Below are 16,329 nucleotides of genomic sequence, written 5' to 3'. Positions count from 1 at the left end.
AATCGCGGCAACTTCACCAGGTATGGACGCCCTCGGGCCTCGCACCGCACATCGGAGGTCACCGTCATGACGAATACCGCACGCAGACATGTGGTGATCATCGGCGGCGGGCCCGCTGGCACAGCGGCGGCCGAATCCGCGCTGAGCGCGGGCGCGTTCGTCACCCTCATCGACTCGAATGAAACCCTTGGCGGCCAATACAACCGGCGGATACCCGCGGCCTACGGCGTGCGGCGACCGCTCACGATCGGCCACGGATATCGGGCGGCGGACCGGCGGGCACAGCTGCTGACCGGCCACCCACGATGCGAATACCTATCGTGGGCAACCGTTTTCCGAATCGAACCGACCACGGGCTGCCCGGCGGTCCGGGTACTGCTCGGCATCGAGGGCGAGCAACGGACGCATCGGCTGATTCAAGGCGACGCGCTCGTACTGGCCACCGGCGCATACGACCGGGTGTGCCCGTTCCCCGGCTGGGATCTGCCCGGCGTCTACAGTGCGGGCGCCGCACAGACTTTGGCGAAGACGCAGCGGGTGCTGGTCGGCCGGAACGTGCTGATCTCCGGCACCGGACCGTTCCTGCTGCCGGTCGCGAAGTCGCTGGTGACCGGCGGCGCGCGGGTGCGGGTGCTGGAGGCCAATCAGGGCCGGAACATCCTGCGGCACTGGGCCGCTCGGCCATGGGAGCTGCGGCACAGCGCGGGCAAGGCGATCGAGCTGGCCGAATACCTCGCTTCCGGTGTGCGACACCGCATTCCGTTGCGGACCGGCCACGCCGTTGTCGCGGTGGCCGGTGACGACCGGGTGGAGGAGGCCACCGTCGCCCGGCTCGACCCGAACTGGATGCCGATTCCGGGCAGCCACACCACCATCGCGGTCGACGCGGTCGCGGTCTCGCACGGTTTCACCCCGCAGCATGAGCTCGCGGTGGCCGCGGGCGCGCGGTTGACGGCCGACGGGTTCGTCGAGGTCGACCACCGGCAGCGCACGACCAACGAATCAGTCTGGGCGGCAGGAGAACTCACCGGCATCGGCGGTGCACAGGTGGCCGCCGTCGAGGGCGCGGTCGCCGGACTCGCCGCTGCGGGGGCCGATCCGGCCGCCCGGCGGGCGCTCGCGGCCCGGCACCGCACCGCACGACAGTTCGTCGCGCGCCTCGCGGCGGCCCACCCGATCCGCCCCGGCGTACTCACCTGGGCGCGGCCCGAAACGGTGATCTGCCGCTGTGAGGGCACCACCCGAGGCGAGCTCACCGCGGCATGGGCTCAGGCCGCCGGAAATGCCTACCGTCCAACGAAACTCGCGACCAGAGCCGGACTCGGCCCGTGCCAGGGCCGGATCTGCGCCGCGAATATCGCCGCCCTGCACCGCGATTGCCGTGACGCCGAATACGCCGACGGCGCGGCGGTCACCGGCCTCGCCGCGGCCACCCCGGCTCTCCGCCCGTTCGCCGCCCCGATCCGCCTGCGTGAGCTCGCCGAACTCGACACCGAAGGACAGCCCTGATGCGAAGCGACAGAATCATTTCCGCCATCGATACGCACACCGAGGGCATGCCGACCCGGGTGGTCACCGGCGGAATCGGCACCGTACCCGGCGCGACCATGGCCGAGCGACGCGCCTACTTCGCCGAACATCTGGACGGCCTGCGCCGCCTGCTGGTGAACGAACCGCGCGGCCACGCCGCCATGAGCGGGGCCATCCTGCAGCCCGCCACCACGCCGGACGGCCACTACGGCGTGCTGTTCATCGAGGTCAGTGGGCTGTTGCCGATGTGCGGACACGGCACCATCGGCGTGGCGACCGCACTGGTCGAGGCCGGTATGGTGCCGATTTCCGAGCCGATCACCGAAATCCGATTGGATACCCCCGCCGGACGGGTGGTCGCCGAGGTCGCGGTGCACGGCGGCCACGCCGATTCGGTCACCCTGCGCAATGTGCCCGCCTACTGCGACAGCCTCGACAGCGAGGTCGAGGTGCCCGGCCTCGGCGCCGTCCGCTACGACCTGGCCTACGGCGGAAACTTCTACGCCATAGTGGATCTCGGCAAGCTCGGCATACCGTTCGACCGCGCCGAGCAGGACCGGATTCTCGATGCCGGACTGCGAATCATGCACTCCATCAACGAAACCCGCCGTCCCGTCCACCCCGTCGACCCGGCCATCGCGGGTTGCAAGCACGTGATGTTCCTGGATCCGGCCTCGACGCCCGCACACACCCGCAACGCCATGGCGATCCACCCCGGCTGGTTCGACCGATCCCCCTGCGGCACCGGAACTTCCGCGCTGCTGGCTCGTCAGCACGCCCGCGGCCTGCTGACCGCGGACCAGGTGCTGCGCAGCGACTCCTTCATCGGCACCACCTTCTACGCCAAGGCGGTCGGCGTCACCACCGTCGGCGACCATCCCGCGGTCGTCCCATCCATCACCGGCCGCGCCTGGCTCACCGCCACCGCGAACTATCTGCTCGACCCGACGGATCCGTTCCAAGAGGGCTTCGCCTTCTAGCGCACCGTCACCCCGGAAAGGAAACAACGAAGTGACCGCCGTGACCAAAACCCAGCGCCCACCGATCAATTGGCGCAATACCCTGCGACGGATGCCGGTAACCGTCGCCGAATCCGCCGATTTCAAGAAGAGTATGGGCCTATGGCAGCTGGTCGCGCTCAGCCTGGGCGGGCTGGTCGGGGCGGGTGTGTTCTCCCTCGCCGGCGTGGTGGCCAATGAGATCGCCGGTCCCGCCGTGCTGATCTCCTTCGCGATCGCCATCGTCGCCTCGGGCGCCGCCGGACTCTGCTACGCCGAATTCGCGGGCATGGTGCCGCGTTCCGGTTCGGCATACACGTATTCCTATGTGGCCCTCGGCGAGGTCATCGGTTTCATGATCGGCTGGGATCTGCTGCTCGAATACACGGCCATCGTCTCCGTCGTCGCGATCGCGGTATCGGGCTATCTCAACTACATCACCCACTACTTCGGATTCGACCTGCCCACTTGGGCGCTCGGCGCCCCGGGCACCGGTTCCGGCCACCGAGTGGATCTCTTCGCCGCGCTGCTGTGTCTGCTGCTCGCCTTCCTGCTCTCTCGCGGCACCCGCGAATCCGCCCGGGTGCAAACGGGACTCGTCGCGCTGAAGATGGTCATCGTCGCCATCGTGGTGGTGGCCGGTGCGCTGCACATCAACGCGGGCAACTACACACCGTTCTTCCCGTTCGGCATGGGCGGCGCGGTATCCGGTGCGGCACTTGCCTTCTTCGCGGTCTACGGTTACGACGCGATGAGCGCGGCCGCCGAGGAATCGACCGACGGCAAGCGGCTGATGCCCAAGGCCATCATGATCAGCCTCGGCATCGCCTCGCTGGTCTACCTGCTGGTCTGCCTGGTGATCGTCGGCATGGTCAACTACACCGATATCGCGGTCTCCGCACCGTTTTCCAGCGCATTCGACCGTATCGGCCTCGGCATTCTCGGGCTGGTGATCGCCGTCGGCGCGGTAATCGGCGTCACCACTTCGGCTTTCGCGAATATGCTCGCGGTGACCAGGGTCGGCTTCGCGATGAGCCGGGATGGGTTGCTACCCAGCTATTTCGGCAAGTCCAGCCGTCGCCGGGTGCCGTCGCGGGTGATCTGGCCGGTCGGCGTGGTCTCGGCGCTCATCGCGGGCTTCCTGCCGATCAGGGAGGCGGCCGAGCTCACCAACGTCGGCATTCTGATGGCCTTCATCGTCGTCGCGCTCGGCGTCATGCGGCTGCGCCGCACCCGGCCCGACGCCGAACGCGCGTTCCGCACGCCGTGGGTGCCGGTGGTGCCGCTGATCGGCATCGGCTTCTCGATCTGGCTGGTCGCCCATCTCACCTGGGTGACCTGGCTGCGGTTCCTGATCTGGCTGGTGCTCGGGCTCGCGGTGTACGTGGGCTTCAGCTACCGACACTCCCGTCTGCACACCGAAATGTGACATATCACCTGCTCGACGCGCTTGTACCATTGCAACCGAATTCCGTCTGCCACGAGGAGTCACGATGTCCGCCACCGATACACCGGTCTCGATGCTGACGTCGTTCCTGCCGCGGCGGAACATGCGCGACGAGATCATCGAGAAGCTCCGGGGCGCGGTGATCACCGGCGAACTGCGCCCCGGGGTCGTCTACTCGGCACCCGGCCTGGCCGAGCAGTTCGGCGTCTCGCCGACCCCGGTGCGCGAGGCGATGATCGATCTCGCCAAGGAGGGCCTGTTCGAAACCCTGCGCAACAAGGGTTTTCGCGTTCGTGAGCCATCCGATCAGGAGCTGGACAACCTGGCCGAGATCCGCCTGCTCATCGAGGCGCCGACGGTGCGCAAGGTCGCCGAGGCCGGTATCCCCGGACCGATACTCGCCGAGCTGCGCGCGCTCGCCGATGGCATCGAAAAGGCAGCGATAGAGCTGGATTTCATCACATACATCTCCATCGACACCGAATTCCACTGCCGCTTACTGGGTCTCGCGGGCAATAACGAACTGGTCGAAACCGTGCGCTCGCTGCGCGCCCGCTCCCGCCTCTACGGTGTCCGCCCGCTCGCCGAACAGGGCAAGCTGATTCCGTCCGCGCACGAGCATGTCGAGGTGCTCGACCTGATCGAGCGAGGCGATGCGGCGGGGGCCGAGGAGCTGATCCGCCGCCATATCGGACATGTGCGCGGCATCTGGGCCGCGAGCGGCAGCTAATCGAGTCCGAGCAACCGGACGAACAGCGCGACCTGGTCCGCGAAATGCGCCAGGAATTCGGGCGAGCGCGGATCGACGCCGCCGGTACCCTCGATCACCTGCGGCAGCAGCGTAGGCGCCATGGCGGCGGACATCAGCATGACGTTCAGGCAGACCGGGTCGATCTCCGCGGGCAGCTTGCCCGCCGCCTGCCGGTCACGAAGGTCATCGATATCGGACCGGAGCCGCTCGGACCGTGTCTCATGATCGGGATCGTCCGCCGGACCGGCGTATTCGAGGCCGCCCCAAGCGAATAGGCGCACGCCGTCCGGATTGTGCAGCTGCTCCAGCGCGAAGGCGCGCAGTTTCGCCGCGTATGTCATATCCGGCGCGGCCAACTCACCGGCGCGCTCCCACCATTTCTCCGAAATGGCTTGGTAGAGGCCCTCTTTGCCCTCGAAGTAGTACGAGATCAGCTGCTGATTGACCCCGGCCCGTGCCGCGATCGCACTCACCCGCGCGCCCGCGAAACCGTGCGCGGCGAATTCGGCGACCGCCGCATCGATGATCAGCTTGCGGGTGCGTTCCGGATCGCGCTGACGGTCCTGCGGACCGGGGGATCGGCGTGGTTTCGACGGGGGCACCACGAGAGTATAGACCTCACCTGACAAGTTCAATCAGTCACACAACTTAATCAAACAAACAGTTGACACTGCGGACTAATCGAATGATCATTGGAGCACTCGGCTGATCGCCGAAACCTTGATCAGGAGCATCCCAATGACCGAAACCCAGAAAACCGCCGTCCTCATCGTCGGCGGCGGCGTCACCGGCTTATCCGCCGCACTATTCCTCGCCAGGCAGGGGATCCGCCCCATCCTGGTCGAACGGCATCCGAGCACCGCGATAATGCCGCAGGCCCGCGCGTTCAACCCGCGCACCATGGAGATCTACCGCGCACTCGGCCTGGAGCCGGAAATCCTTGCACACCAGTCGATTCTGTTGCAGTTCCCGGAAATGATCGGTGCCGAGACGCTGGTCGGCCCGGAGCGGTTCCGCATCGATATGGCCGCCGGCGCACGGATCGACCCCGAGGTCAGCCCGGCCCAATGGGCGCACATCGACCAGGACGAGTTGGAGATCATCCTGCGCGCCCACGCCGAACGCGACGGTGCCGACGTGCGGTTCCACAGCGAAATGACCTCGTTCGAGGTCACCGACGCCGAGGTCAGGGCCGTCGTCCGCGATCGCGCCACCGGAAACGAGTACGCGATCGATGCCGACTATCTGATCGCCGCGGACGGTAGCCACGCCGGGGTTCGCAACCGGCTCGGCATCGGCGTCGACGAATCCATGCCGTCGATGCGCCTCGCATTCATCGTCTTCGACGCCGACCTCACCACACACCTGCGCGGTCGCCGGTTCACCCTCGGCTACTTCGACGCACCCACGCGGGGCTCCGCGCTGTTGCCATTGCGGCAGGAGGGCCGGTGGCAGCTCGCTTTGCCATACGAATCCGAAACCGGAGACTGGACAGACATATTCACCGAGGAGCGGTGCATCGAGTCGGTCCGCGCCGCGATCGGCGACCCGGAGCTCGAACTCACCCTCGTATCACCGGTTCCCGGTTGGCCGCAAAAGGTTTCGCTCACCACCATGGGCGGTTGGGTCGCCCGCCGGTACCGCGACCGCCGGGTGTTCTTCGCGGGCGACGCCGCCCATATCGTCCCGCCGACCGGATCATTCGGCGCGAGCACCGGCATCGCCGATGCGCACAATTTGGCATGGAAGCTCACGGCGGTGCTCAAAGGCCAAGCGGGACCGGAACTTCTGGACACCTACGAGGACGAGCGCCGCCCGGTCGCGCGGCTCACCCTGTCCACCGCGATCCAGTTGCTGCACAGCCGGTTCACGGCCGGTCAGGAAGATATCTCGGAAAGCGAGAACATCCTGCTGATCTTCGGTTACCGGTACAACTCGACCGCCGTCGCCGCCGAGCAATCCATCTCGGACGAGCCGGTCTGGGATCCGCGCATACCGAGCGGATGCCCCGGTCTGCGCGCTCCACATGTCTGGCTCGAACGTGACGGTGTCCGGTTTTCCACTACCGAACTGTGCACGGGCACTTTCAGCGTGCTCATCGGCCAGGACGGCGCCGACTGGCGTGCGACGGCCGAAAAGGTCGCCGCGGCAACGGGTATCGAACTCGACATCGTCCGGGTCGGCGTCGATGCCGCCGACCCGGAAGGCCGTTTCCTCGACAGCTTCGGCATCACCGCCACCGGCGTAACCCTCATCCGGCCCGATGGTTTCGTCGCTTGGCGCGCCCCGGAATCCGTCACCGATCCGGAAAACGCACTGCGACAGGTGCTGCTCGCCATCCTCGCCAGGGAGAACGCCGAGGTGGGGTGAATCGGCTCAGGCGAGGTCGCAGGCGGCCAGCAGCGGGGCGAGCCGACTCGCGGCGGCCGAGGGCCGGACCGCCAGATAGGTCTGGATGGTCAGGGCCGGAGAAACGATGGGGCGGAACGCGATTCGCGGCGCGTACAACACCTCGGCCTTCGCCGCGTAGAAGACGGTCCAACTCGGCTTGCCATTGCCGATGGCCGCCAGGGTGTCCTGATCGGTGGTGAAGGCCGGTCCGAGAACAGGTTCGGAGCCCGTGGCGCGACAGGCCTCGACCACCAGGTCCACCAGGTACGGGTTCTGTTCGCGAGTGACGATGCGCAGCGGCAATGCGGCCAGCTCGGCCAGCGCGACGGATTCCCCTTCGGCCAGCGGGTGCGCCGCGGGCAGCGCGGCGACCAGCGAATCCTCCCACACCGGAAGGAGATCCAGGCCGGAGCTGGCGGTCGTGCCACGGATGAACGCGGCATCCAACTCACCGCTGCGCACCAGATCCAGCCGGGCCGCGGGCGACGCGCTGACCAGTTCGACGCTCAGCCGCGGTTCCCGTTCGGCCAGCGTGGCCAATACCCGGTCCAGCCGGGAACCGAGCCCGACATTCGTGCCGATGCGCAGCACCGCATCCGATCGGAGTAACGAAATCTCTTCCAGCGCAGCCTGTTCCGCGGCAAGCATGGTGCGCGCGTGCGGCAGGAAGGCGTGGCCGGCCGGGGTGAGCGTCACGGTGCGGGTGGTGCGGTCGAACAGGTCGAGCCCGAGTTCCCGCTCCAGCCGCCGCACCTGCTGACTCACCGCGGGCTGGACGATGTGCAGCCGCCGCGCGGCCCGCCCGAAATGCAGTTCCTCGGCGACGGTCAGGAAGTACCGCACCTGACGCAACTCCATACCAACTCCTCGCATTGATCACGAATGCTGATGAGTCTAGAAGTGGAGTGCTCATTGTTCACAACCGCCCGCCGAGGTGAACTGGTCTCAGCGACAAACACCGGGCAACAAGCCCTCGAAAGGGAGGTAAGACCATGACCACCACGCAGATCCTCGGCGCCGAGCAGGTCGTTCGCCGTTACTTCGACGCGCTGAAGGCGGGCGAGAACGATATCGTCCGGGACAGCTTCGCCGATGAGGCAACCTTCTGGTACCCGGGCGATCTGCCGATCTCGGGCACCTGGACGGGGCGTGACCAGATCGTCGACGGCTTCCTCGGTACCGCATTCGCCCTGCTCGATCCGGATAAGGAGGTTCGGATCGAGGTGACGAATTTCTTCGCCGCCGACGACCAGGTGACGGTCGAATGGAGCTCGTGGGGCACCGTCCGCAACGGAAACCCGTACCACAACAAGAACATTGCGGTGTTCCGGGTCGCGGACGGAAAGATCGTCACCGTGCGCGAATACGCCAACGCCCAGAACTGGGAGCGGGCACTGCGCGATCCGCAGGCCTGACCACTGCCTACGATTGCCCGGTTCAGACCCGATTCCGAGGCACGGAGGTGAGTGCGCGGTGAATTCGGTCGCGACGCCCGGCATCGCATTGGCGGCGCTGTGCACGGTGCTGGTCGCCGCCGCCGCGGCGGTCTACTGGTTCGCCGAACTCGACTCGGCCTGGGTGCCGCCGCGGGCCGCCACGCGCGGCGCGACGCAGCTGGCGGCGGTCGCGCTGATACTTGCCGCCGCGCTCGCGCACCTGTGGTCCTCGCTGCTGGTGCTCGCGGTGATGTTCGTCGCGGCGGTATTCACCTCGGCGCGGCGCTCCGGTTCGGGTCGCACCGCGGTGTGGCTCGCGCTGGCGCTCGCCGCGGGTATGGCGGCGGTGCTGCCGATGATGCTGGCCAGCGGGGTGGTTCCGATCAAGGGCGTTGCGCTGGTGCCGATCGGCGGCATCGTCCTCGGCGGCGCGATGACCGCGACCTCGCTGGCCGCCCGCCGCGCGCTCGACGCGATCGAACAGCGCTGGGGCGAGGTGGAGGCCGCGCTGAGCCTCGGCCTCACCGACCGGGACGCGCGTATGGAGGTCATCCGCCGCACCGCCGCCGATGCGCTCCTACCCGGCATCGATCAGACCCGGACCGTCGGATTGGTCACGCTCCCAGGCGCTTTCGTCGGCGTGCTGGTCGCAAGCGGCTCCGCCTACCAGGCGGGCGCCGTGCAGATCCTGGTGCTGGTCGGACTTCTGCTCGCTCAATCCTGTTCCGTCGCGGTCACGATCGAACTCGTCGCCCGTACCAAGGTCCGCCGTCACCGCTAGGCGCGCACCTCGCAGGAGCTCGGCCGAGCCTAGGCAGACTTATTCTGCCAAATACATTTTGCCACAACATATTTCGTATATATCACTAGCTAATCTTTCCAGTTAAACTGTGTTGCAACAGTTTTCACTACCCAGCAGGCCGCAACGCGCGACGCATCAGCCCCGGATACCTGCCGAGCTTCGCCGCGCCCCGCAACGCGAACACCGTCGTACCCAGCCACGGGCGCAAATGCGGACGAATGCGCCGAATACGGCCGTCCTCGGCCAGCTCGATGATCATCGCGTCGGTGATGCCGAAGCGGCCGATCCCGGCCTCGCTCACCGCGACCCGGGTACTTCCCGAACCGATGAACTCGGTCCAGCGCAGATCGGTCAGCGATCCGTAGATCACCCCGAGCGCGATGCGCAGATCGTCCCGCCCACGGATGACGATCCGGCTGGACAGTGGTGACACCAGTTCGGCGTCCGGCGTGAGCTCCGCGACCATGCCGTCCACATCGTTGCGCCGCGCCGCCGCACAGAATGCCGCGACCACATCGGTTTCCGTCACCATCACCACTCCCATGAGTTGCTTTTTGCAAGCAACTTTACCTAGTCACTTTCAAAAAGCAATCGACTAGGATCGGCCCATGCCCCGCCAACCGTTCGGCGATATCGCCTGTTCGATCGCCCGCGCCACCGGCATCATCGGCGAGCGCTGGACCCCGCTGATCGTGCGCGACCTCTTCGCCGGGATGACCCGGTTCGAGGATCTGCGCCGCGACCTCGGCATCGCGACCAACGTGCTGTCCACCCGCCTGGAAACCCTGGAGCGCAACGGCATAGTCGAGCGACGCGAGTACCGATCCGCTCCGGTGCGTCACGAATATGTGCTCACCGCAAAGGGTTACGACCTCTATCCGGTCATCGCGGCCATCCTCGCCTGGGGCGACAAATGGGCCGCCCCGGACGGTCCGCCCGCGCTCATCACGCACACCGACTGCGGACGGCACACCAGCGCGCGCATGGTGTGCGCCGAATGCGGCGGCGAACTGAACCACGAGAACACTTATGCGACAGCCGGACCAGGCGCCCGGCCGGGACCGGGCACCGCACTGATCGGCGAATTCCTCACCGACCCGCGGAACTCCAGCACAACACGAACCTGAGACCAGCTACCTGCTGCGGCACGATCGGCTTCCCCACCGAGGGTGCACCACTGCGTCTTTCGTGCGGTGTCGAACCGAAGCGATTCGGCCACCGGGTGATTCAGTACCGACAGGCGCCCGCGACGGGCATCTCGGACATCGGCGAGAGCTCGACGCCGCGGCCGGGCGTCGACGCGTGGATCACTTTGCCGTCACCCGCGTAGAGCGCGGAGTGTCCGCCGCCGTAGAACGAGACGACATCGCCGGGCCGAAGTTCGTCCAGGCCCACCGGGGTACCGCCGGCCAACTGGTCGTAGCTGGTGCGCGGCACCTCGACACCCGCCTGCCCATAGGACCACTGGACCAGACCCGAGCAGTCGAAAGAATCGGGTCCCGCCGAGCCGGTGCCGTACGCCGCGCCGAGTTTGCCGCGCGCGGCCTCGACGGCGCGCTCACCCCTCGACTTCGGCGCCACCGCGGGCGCGGGCTGCCGCAAGCCGGGAGCGCCGGAGAGGAAGGGCAGTTCGATCCGCTGGCCCGGCGCCAGCTCCAGTCCGGGAATCCGTACGGGCGTAGTGAATTCGATGCCCGGCACGCCTGCGCGCACCGAGAGTTCGATGCCGGGCAGCGCGAGCGGGGATCCGGGCAGGCCGGGCACATTCTGTGCGGCCGCGACCGGCAGCTCCACCGGAGGCGTTGCGATGACCGGAATTTCGGAGCCACGGCTCTCGGTGATCGGAGCCGGAACAGCGGGCACATCGACCCGACTTTCGGAGCTGTGGCTCTCGATGTTCGGAGCCGGGACAGCGGACGCATCGGTGATGACAACGGGAGTTGTTTCGATGGCCGGGATTTCGATAATGGCGGGCTTCACGATCCCGATACCGGGCAGTATCGGCGGCTGGGCCGATGCGTGCCCGCTGGTCATGAGGGATGCGAGGAACAGCGCCGCGACGAACGCTCCGGCCGCCAAGACCCAGAGCAGCAGCTGATGCAGGAACCTCGATAATCGGACGTCTTCGGTTGATGCCATGATGCGGTCCTCCGATGCTCACATCGATGGCCGCGGCAGGCCGTGGCGCCGCAGGTGCGTGGCGTCGCGGGACTTCCCACCTCGACCTCGAAACGATTTCGAAAACCATCACGGAGATCTCGTGCAGTCCAGCGGATCCAGCCAGTCATCATTCGACACATTCAGGGGCGCACAAAGTTTCGACACACGTTCTCGTGGTAACGAATCAATAACTAATCCTGGGCAAAAAGATGCCCCGCAGCGTCCTATTCCGCTGCGGGGCGTCTGTTTTCGCCGATTCAGGCCGTGATCTGCTCCTCGATCTGCTCGGCCAGCGTACGCAGTTTCGCCGCGAATTCGCGGGCCGCCGCCGGGTCGTTACTCGATCCTCGCACCACCCGTCGGGTCAGCGCGGCCAGCCGCGATTCGACGGTGGAGAACAGATCGAGCACTCGGTCACCCGATTCGCCGCGCGGTTCGTCCACCAGATCGCCGCGCAGCCATGCGCGCAGCCGCTCGACCACCTCGGCCTCGTCGAAATGATCCGGCAGCACCGAAACGGCCGCGCGCAATTTACTCGCGGTGACCTTCGCATCCCCGGAATTCGCGATGGTGGTGTAAACCGTCACCGCCGCATCCTCGCCGTATTCGGCGGCCACCGGCAGCAATTCGCGCACCTGACCCTCGTTTATCGCAGGGGCGACCGGATGCAGCCGCGCCGCCAGCGGCCAGGCGCGAATCAGCTTGTGCGCGTACGAGCGCTGCATATCCCAGCGCTGCTCCACATAATCGTCGAAGGTTCCGTGGCTCTGCCGGTAGAGCCGGCCGTCGCGCACGATCTGCAGCGCCCGGCCCGCCGCCCAGAACGCCATCCGCAATTTATCGATCGAGGATTCGCACGCCGAAAGCTGGGCCTGCTCCTGATCGCTCAGCGGTCCGTCGCCCGCCGCGGGCAATGGCATCGTGAGCACGTTCACACCGGTGAATATCGCATCCTCGGCGGCGGGCGTGATTTTCGCGGGCCGCCATTCGGCGTCGCGCAGCGGCGAAACCGGTGGGGTGTGCTCGGCCTTGTCGCTCAACGGATTGACGGTGCGCGCGGCCGAATTCGGCGCGCCACCGATGGAACCCTTCCTGCGTTGTGGAGGCATCAGGCCGACACCTCCATCACCGCCCGGTACGGGCTCAGCAATTCGTCACCGACCTGCCGATACTCCCCCAGGTCCGCGATCGGATTCTCGGCGCCGTCGCCGACCTCGCCGTCGGCCGCCTCGCGGTACCACTTCCACGCGCTCAGATACGAATCGAAAACGTCGTATCCGGCATCCTCCAGATTCGCCCGCTGCACCCGATATTCGGTGGAGACGTTCACGCCGTTCTTCATGGTCACCGGAACCTTGGTCATCAGGACGCGCACCCGGATTTCCCGGCCGCTGCCCGCGGCCGCCTCCTCGGCGGCCTTATAGGTACTCGGCACCCGCTTGACCTCCGACGGGCTGACGCTCGTCAGCAGAATGAGCTCATCGCTCTGCGGTATGGCGGCCTTGAAGATCTCCGCCGATTCACCGCCCGCGTCGACGATGATGACATCGAACTTTGCCGAATTGTCGGTGATGCAGTCGTTCACGTGCCGGGACGGAAAGGCGATCAATTCGAACGGGACCTCGACCTCACCCTTCTGCAGCCGCCGATACCAGGAATATCCGGTCTGGCTGAGCGGGTCGGCGTCGATGACGAGCACGCGAAGTTCGTGTACCAGCGCGAAATACGAGGCCAGGAAGAAGGCCGAGGTCGTCTTGCCAACGCCCCCTTTGAGATTCCCGAGCGTGATGACGAGCGGTTTCGGCAGATCGAGTTGCGCAACAGAATTCGTCATGGACCGTCCTCCGATGCTGAGGAATACCGTGTGGTGGAGAGTTTTACACGGCTACCGGCCGCGACCTGTCATTGCTCGCATGACACCGCGAGTCCCGCAGTGTGTCCAATTGGACACACTGCGGGACCGCCGAATTCGATGCGTATCCGGTTCAACGCGGCGCGTTTTCCGGGTCGAGCAGGGTGGGTGTGCGGCCCTCCTTATTCGCCCGGCGCGCGTCCTCCAGGAACTCCCGCGAGAACAGTGCGGACAGAATGGCGATGCCGCCGCGGTGCACCCGGAATTCACTCTTCGCGCTGGCGCCGGTGAGCCGGATGACCCGACCCGCGGCCTGCTGCGGGCGGGCGAAATCCTTCACCTTGCCGCGGCCGGTCCATTCCAGTTCGGTCTGGTCGATCACAGCGTATTCCGGGACGAGCAGTTTGACCATCGCGTGGTCCAGGTTCACATGCACCTCGATCGGGTCGTCGCCCTCGATCCGCGGCGAGCGCAGATCGATCACCACGCTGCCGTAGCGGGCCTTGACGTCGAAGCCGGTGGCGCTGGTCCAGTCGCCGAGCCGCTTGGTGGTCTCGTGGTCGACGTGGATCTTGACGGTCTCAGTGGTCATGTCCGGTTCCTCTCACTCGCGGGGTGGTTCCCGCCGATGAACCAATAGTGGCACAACTACTAGTTGCTTTGCAACTAGTTTCTGAAGCCCTAGTAGTTGAGCAACCAGTAGAATGCGGGTATGACGGCATCGACGCAGTTCAAGCGCTCCCCCCTGGCCATGGCACTGCTCGGCATCCTGCACTTGGAGCCCATGCACCCCTACGCGATCCAGCGGCGCATCAAGGAGTGGGGCAAGGACAAGGTCGTCAACGTCGCCCAGCGCGCCGCGCTGTACAAGACGATTACCCGGCTGCAGGAGGCCGGGCTCGTCGCCGTCCGCGAGACCGGGCGCGACCAGCAGTACCCGGAGCGGACGGTGTACGAGATCACCGATGCGGGCCGCGCCGCATGCCTCGGCTGGATCACCGAGATGATCGGCGAACCCCGCTACGAATTCCCGGAATTCCCCGCGGCCCTCTCGTTCGTGATGCTGCTCGGCCCCGACGCCGCGCGGGTCGAACTGGACCGCCGGGCAAAGGCGTTGCGCGCCATGCTCACCGAGCTGGACGACGCCGCCGCACAGGCCACCGCGATGGGTCTGCCCCGGGTGACCATGTTGGAGGACGAATACAACCGCACCGTCATCGAGGCCGAATTGCGTTGGCTGGAAGGGGTAGTCGCGGATCTGGCATCCGGCGAGCTGACCTGGTCCTGGGAATCCCTTGCGCAGTACCAGAACTCGTGAGTCCGCTCAGCGGACCGAAACCCCTGCGGAAAGCGCGCCGGTAACGCATAATCGACCGTCGAATCGGCTTGGCAGGTCCGAGAATACGGAGATCCGCGCATGGGTAGTGTCCGTTCGACTGTGCTGTCCCGCATCGCGGCGGTGGCCGCTCTGGTGCTCGTCCCGGTGGCCACGCAGGCGCAGGCCCAGGCCGGGCCCGCCTCATGTGCCGCGGGAAATCCGTTGCGCCCCACCGCGGAACTGTTCGCCACCGACAATACGAGCACCATCACCGATCCGGCCGACGAGCGACTGCGCACCCGCCTGGACGGCTTCGAACTGCAGGTGGACGGCATCGTCGCGGCCAATGTCGCGCTGCCCGTCGGCTCCACGCTGGTCAGCGGCGTGTTCTGGTCCGAGGACCAGCGGCAGACCACCTATGAGCGCTCGCGCGAATTCCATCTCGCCTGCGTCACCGGGCCCGACCTGCACAACCTCGCGGATCAGGTGCGTGCGCAATTCCGGCAGGAGTCGGTGCTCACCTTCGAACCGCTGCCCGCGGACGCGCCCGGCGTCGACGCATTCACCGCAACCGTGCCCGGTATCGATGTGCGGCGCTTCCACGACGCACTGGTCGCCGACCCGGTCGCCAGGCAGCGGCTCGTCGGCGGCTCGGTCACCGAGGACGACCGGCTGATCCTGGTCGCCGATATCGCCGATTACGCACTCGCCCAGCGGTTCGTCACCGAACTCGGCGGCGACTGGAATGTGGCGGACGTTCGATACGGCGACCGCGAATTCGTAGGCAGCTGAGCACCTAGCCGGCCCGCAACCCGGTCTCGGTGCGGAATTCACCGACAAGACGAGCAAACTCGTTGGGCCGCTCGATATTCGGCGAATGCCCGGCCCCGTCGACCACCTCGACCCGCGCGCCCGCCGCCGCATACCGGGCGACGGTACGCGCGGTGTCGTACAACTGATCGTCACTGCCGTGAATCACCAACGCGGGCTTGCCGATCGCACGCAGCTGCGCGTCCAGCGGTTCGCCCCGCAACCGCGCGGGCCGATCGACGAGCACCTCGCGGAACATTCCGGGATGCATTGCGCGGTAATCCAATACCGGCCGGTCCGGCCGATCGAAAACATCACGCGCCCGGAAGCCGCGCGCGAAGGCCGTCCGCATGCCGAAGCGGATCGCGGCGGCGGGCGTGATCCGGTGTACCAGCGTCCCGAGCACCGGCAGCGTCAGCAGCACACCCGCGGCGGGCAGCTTCGAATAGCTGAAATCCGGTGCCTGACCGATGATTCCGACCGCGCTCACCCGCTCGCTGCGCCGCCCGACGGCCAGCGCAACATCGGCGCCGAAGGAATGCCCGAGCACCACGGCATCCCGGATATCGAGCGCGTCGAGTACGGAAACTATTGCGCGGGACTGTGATTCGGGATCGAACCCGAACCGGCCGCCGGTCCGGCCGTGCCCGCGCAGATCGACCCGCAGCACCCGGTACGCGGGCACCAGCAATTCGGTGACCCGGTCGAACCAGTGCAGCGAAGCGGCGAACCCGTGGATCAGCAGCACGGTCGCGGCATCCGCCGGACCGTCGGAGCGCACATTCATCTCCCCTGTCGTCACGGCCTGCGCCGAACCCGGCATCGCGCCACCTC

General features: G+C 66.7%; 18 protein-coding genes. 10 read left to right on the top strand and 8 right to left on the bottom strand.

The genetic code is table 11. From position 1 onward, the window contains the following. Nucleotides 1-66: 66 nt before the first annotated feature. The 4 genes from LGY53_RS18505 (at nucleotide 67) to LGY53_RS18490 (ending at nucleotide 4,705) form a co-directional block, all read left to right on the top strand. A complete protein-coding gene (locus LGY53_RS18505; RefSeq protein ID WP_225727895.1) occupies nucleotides 67-1,509 on the top strand; it encodes an FAD-dependent oxidoreductase in 1,443 nt (480 codons plus the stop codon). Then, nucleotides 1,509-2,510, top strand: a complete 1,002-nt coding sequence (locus LGY53_RS18500) for a proline racemase family protein (protein ID WP_225727894.1) — start codon at nucleotides 1,509-1,511, stop codon at nucleotides 2,508-2,510. The genes LGY53_RS18505 and LGY53_RS18500 overlap by 1 nt, the downstream gene beginning before the upstream one ends. A 91-nt stretch (nucleotides 2,511-2,601) precedes the next feature. Beyond that, nucleotides 2,602-3,957, top strand: a complete 1,356-nt coding sequence (locus tag LGY53_RS18495; RefSeq protein WP_255664934.1) for an amino acid permease — start codon at nucleotides 2,602-2,604, stop codon at nucleotides 3,955-3,957. A 64-nt stretch (nucleotides 3,958-4,021) separates the two neighbouring features. Further along, the gene (locus tag LGY53_RS18490) at nucleotides 4,022-4,705 is read left to right on the top strand and encodes a GntR family transcriptional regulator (RefSeq protein ID WP_225727892.1); all 684 of its coding nucleotides are present in this window, start codon (nucleotides 4,022-4,024) and stop codon (nucleotides 4,703-4,705) included. On the opposite strand, the gene LGY53_RS18485 is transcribed toward LGY53_RS18490, so the two are convergent. Continuing rightward, entirely contained in the window at nucleotides 4,702-5,328 is a 627-nt protein-coding gene (locus LGY53_RS18485) for a TetR/AcrR family transcriptional regulator (protein ID WP_225727891.1), read from the bottom strand. The two genes, LGY53_RS18490 and LGY53_RS18485, sit on opposite strands and share 4 nt — an antisense overlap. Before the next feature lie 136 nt (nucleotides 5,329-5,464). On the opposite strand from LGY53_RS18485, the gene LGY53_RS18480 reads away from it, so the two are divergent. Further along, nucleotides 5,465-7,096, top strand: a complete 1,632-nt coding sequence (locus LGY53_RS18480) for an FAD-dependent oxidoreductase (protein WP_225727890.1) — start codon at nucleotides 5,465-5,467, stop codon at nucleotides 7,094-7,096. Nucleotides 7,097-7,102: 6 nt separating this feature from the next. Here the strand turns inward: LGY53_RS18480 and LGY53_RS18475 are convergent, their stop codons facing one another. Continuing rightward, on the bottom strand, nucleotides 7,103-7,975 hold the full coding sequence (locus tag LGY53_RS18475) for a LysR substrate-binding domain-containing protein (RefSeq protein WP_225727889.1): 873 nt from the start codon (nucleotides 7,973-7,975) through the stop codon (nucleotides 7,103-7,105). 134 nt (nucleotides 7,976-8,109) lie between these two features. On the opposite strand from LGY53_RS18475, the gene LGY53_RS18470 reads away from it, so the two are divergent. After that, nucleotides 8,110-8,532, top strand: a complete 423-nt coding sequence (locus LGY53_RS18470) for a nuclear transport factor 2 family protein (RefSeq protein WP_225727888.1) — start codon at nucleotides 8,110-8,112, stop codon at nucleotides 8,530-8,532. Between the two features lie 58 nt (nucleotides 8,533-8,590). Beyond that, nucleotides 8,591-9,334, top strand: a complete 744-nt coding sequence (locus LGY53_RS18465) for an ABC transporter permease (RefSeq protein WP_225727887.1) — start codon at nucleotides 8,591-8,593, stop codon at nucleotides 9,332-9,334. Between the two features lie 127 nt (nucleotides 9,335-9,461). Here LGY53_RS18465 and LGY53_RS18460 read toward each other — a convergent pair whose 3' ends face one another. Further along, nucleotides 9,462-9,887, bottom strand: a complete 426-nt coding sequence (locus tag LGY53_RS18460) for a nuclear transport factor 2 family protein (RefSeq protein WP_225727886.1) — start codon at nucleotides 9,885-9,887, stop codon at nucleotides 9,462-9,464. Nucleotides 9,888-9,963: 76 nt separating this feature from the next. Here LGY53_RS18460 and LGY53_RS18455 point away from each other — a divergent pair, with 76 nt between their 5' ends. Beyond that, on the top strand, nucleotides 9,964-10,482 hold the full coding sequence (locus LGY53_RS18455; protein ID WP_225727885.1) for a helix-turn-helix domain-containing protein: 519 nt from the start codon (nucleotides 9,964-9,966) through the stop codon (nucleotides 10,480-10,482). A 100-nt stretch (nucleotides 10,483-10,582) separates the two neighbouring features. Here LGY53_RS18455 and LGY53_RS44440 read toward each other — a convergent pair whose 3' ends face one another. The 4 genes from LGY53_RS44440 to LGY53_RS18435 all read right to left on the bottom strand — a co-directional run bounded on the left by LGY53_RS44440 (nucleotide 10,583) and on the right by LGY53_RS18435 (nucleotide 13,959). Then, nucleotides 10,583-11,494 (bottom strand): C40 family peptidase, encoded by a 912-nt coding sequence (locus LGY53_RS44440; protein ID WP_374111198.1) that lies wholly within the window; start codon nucleotides 11,492-11,494, stop codon nucleotides 10,583-10,585. Nucleotides 11,495-11,772: 278 nt separating this feature from the next. Next, nucleotides 11,773-12,624: a hypothetical protein gene (locus LGY53_RS18445; RefSeq protein WP_225727884.1), complete on the bottom strand. Its 852-nt coding sequence runs from the start codon at nucleotides 12,622-12,624 to the stop codon at nucleotides 11,773-11,775. Next, nucleotides 12,624-13,349 (bottom strand): ParA family protein, encoded by a 726-nt coding sequence (locus LGY53_RS18440; protein WP_225727883.1) that lies wholly within the window; start codon nucleotides 13,347-13,349, stop codon nucleotides 12,624-12,626. The genes LGY53_RS18445 and LGY53_RS18440 overlap by 1 nt, the downstream gene beginning before the upstream one ends. 151 nt (nucleotides 13,350-13,500) lie before the next feature. Further along, entirely contained in the window at nucleotides 13,501-13,959 is a 459-nt protein-coding gene (locus LGY53_RS18435; RefSeq protein WP_225727882.1) for a hypothetical protein, read from the bottom strand. Nucleotides 13,960-14,079: 120 nt separating this feature from the next. On the opposite strand from LGY53_RS18435, the gene LGY53_RS18430 reads away from it, so the two are divergent. Continuing rightward, entirely contained in the window at nucleotides 14,080-14,685 is a 606-nt protein-coding gene (locus LGY53_RS18430) for a PadR family transcriptional regulator (RefSeq protein ID WP_225727881.1), read from the top strand. A 123-nt stretch (nucleotides 14,686-14,808) separates the two neighbouring features. Beyond that, nucleotides 14,809-15,477 (top strand): hypothetical protein, encoded by a 669-nt coding sequence (locus LGY53_RS18425; protein ID WP_374111200.1) that lies wholly within the window; start codon nucleotides 14,809-14,811, stop codon nucleotides 15,475-15,477. A gap of 4 nt (nucleotides 15,478-15,481) precedes the next feature. Here LGY53_RS18425 and LGY53_RS18420 read toward each other — a convergent pair whose 3' ends face one another. Continuing rightward, the gene (locus tag LGY53_RS18420; RefSeq protein WP_225727879.1) at nucleotides 15,482-16,318 is read right to left on the bottom strand and encodes an alpha/beta fold hydrolase; all 837 of its coding nucleotides are present in this window, start codon (nucleotides 16,316-16,318) and stop codon (nucleotides 15,482-15,484) included. Between the last annotated feature and the right edge of the window lie 11 nt (nucleotides 16,319-16,329).

Source organism: Nocardia sp. JCM 34519.1 (genome assembly GCF_020361265.1).
In the GTDB taxonomy this organism is placed as follows: Bacteria; Actinomycetota; Actinomycetes; order Mycobacteriales; family Mycobacteriaceae; genus Nocardia; species Nocardia arthritidis_A.
The sequence above is the reverse complement of the archived record's forward strand: the minus strand, read 5'-3'. Positions and strand labels throughout refer to the sequence as shown.

Excerpts from the sequence above, each read along its gene's own strand:
- LGY53_RS18505 (WP_225727895.1), top strand. The coding sequence starts at position 67 with ATGACGAATACCGCACGCAGACATGTGGTGATCATCGGCGGCGGGCCC.
- LGY53_RS18500 (WP_225727894.1), top strand. The coding sequence starts at position 1,509 with ATGCGAAGCGACAGAATCATTTCCGCCATCGATACGCACACCGAGGGC.
- LGY53_RS18495 (WP_255664934.1), top strand. The coding sequence starts at position 2,602 with ATGCCGGTAACCGTCGCCGAATCCGCCGATTTCAAGAAGAGTATGGGC.
- LGY53_RS18490 (WP_225727892.1), top strand. The coding sequence starts at position 4,022 with ATGTCCGCCACCGATACACCGGTCTCGATGCTGACGTCGTTCCTGCCG.
- LGY53_RS18480 (WP_225727890.1), top strand. The coding sequence starts at position 5,465 with ATGACCGAAACCCAGAAAACCGCCGTCCTCATCGTCGGCGGCGGCGTC.
- LGY53_RS18475 (WP_225727889.1), bottom strand. The coding sequence starts at position 7,975 with ATGGAGTTGCGTCAGGTGCGGTACTTCCTGACCGTCGCCGAGGAACTG.
- LGY53_RS18470 (WP_225727888.1), top strand. The coding sequence starts at position 8,110 with ATGACCACCACGCAGATCCTCGGCGCCGAGCAGGTCGTTCGCCGTTAC.
- LGY53_RS18460 (WP_225727886.1), bottom strand. The coding sequence starts at position 9,887 with ATGGTGACGGAAACCGATGTGGTCGCGGCATTCTGTGCGGCGGCGCGG.
- LGY53_RS18455 (WP_225727885.1), top strand. The coding sequence starts at position 9,964 with ATGCCCCGCCAACCGTTCGGCGATATCGCCTGTTCGATCGCCCGCGCC.
- LGY53_RS44440 (WP_374111198.1), bottom strand. The coding sequence starts at position 11,494 with ATGGCATCAACCGAAGACGTCCGATTATCGAGGTTCCTGCATCAGCTG.
- LGY53_RS18445 (WP_225727884.1), bottom strand. The coding sequence starts at position 12,624 with ATGCCTCCACAACGCAGGAAGGGTTCCATCGGTGGCGCGCCGAATTCG.
- LGY53_RS18440 (WP_225727883.1), bottom strand. The coding sequence starts at position 13,349 with ATGACGAATTCTGTTGCGCAACTCGATCTGCCGAAACCGCTCGTCATC.
- LGY53_RS18435 (WP_225727882.1), bottom strand. The coding sequence starts at position 13,959 with ATGACCACTGAGACCGTCAAGATCCACGTCGACCACGAGACCACCAAG.
- LGY53_RS18430 (WP_225727881.1), top strand. The coding sequence starts at position 14,080 with ATGACGGCATCGACGCAGTTCAAGCGCTCCCCCCTGGCCATGGCACTG.
- LGY53_RS18420 (WP_225727879.1), bottom strand. The coding sequence starts at position 16,318 with ATGCCGGGTTCGGCGCAGGCCGTGACGACAGGGGAGATGAATGTGCGC.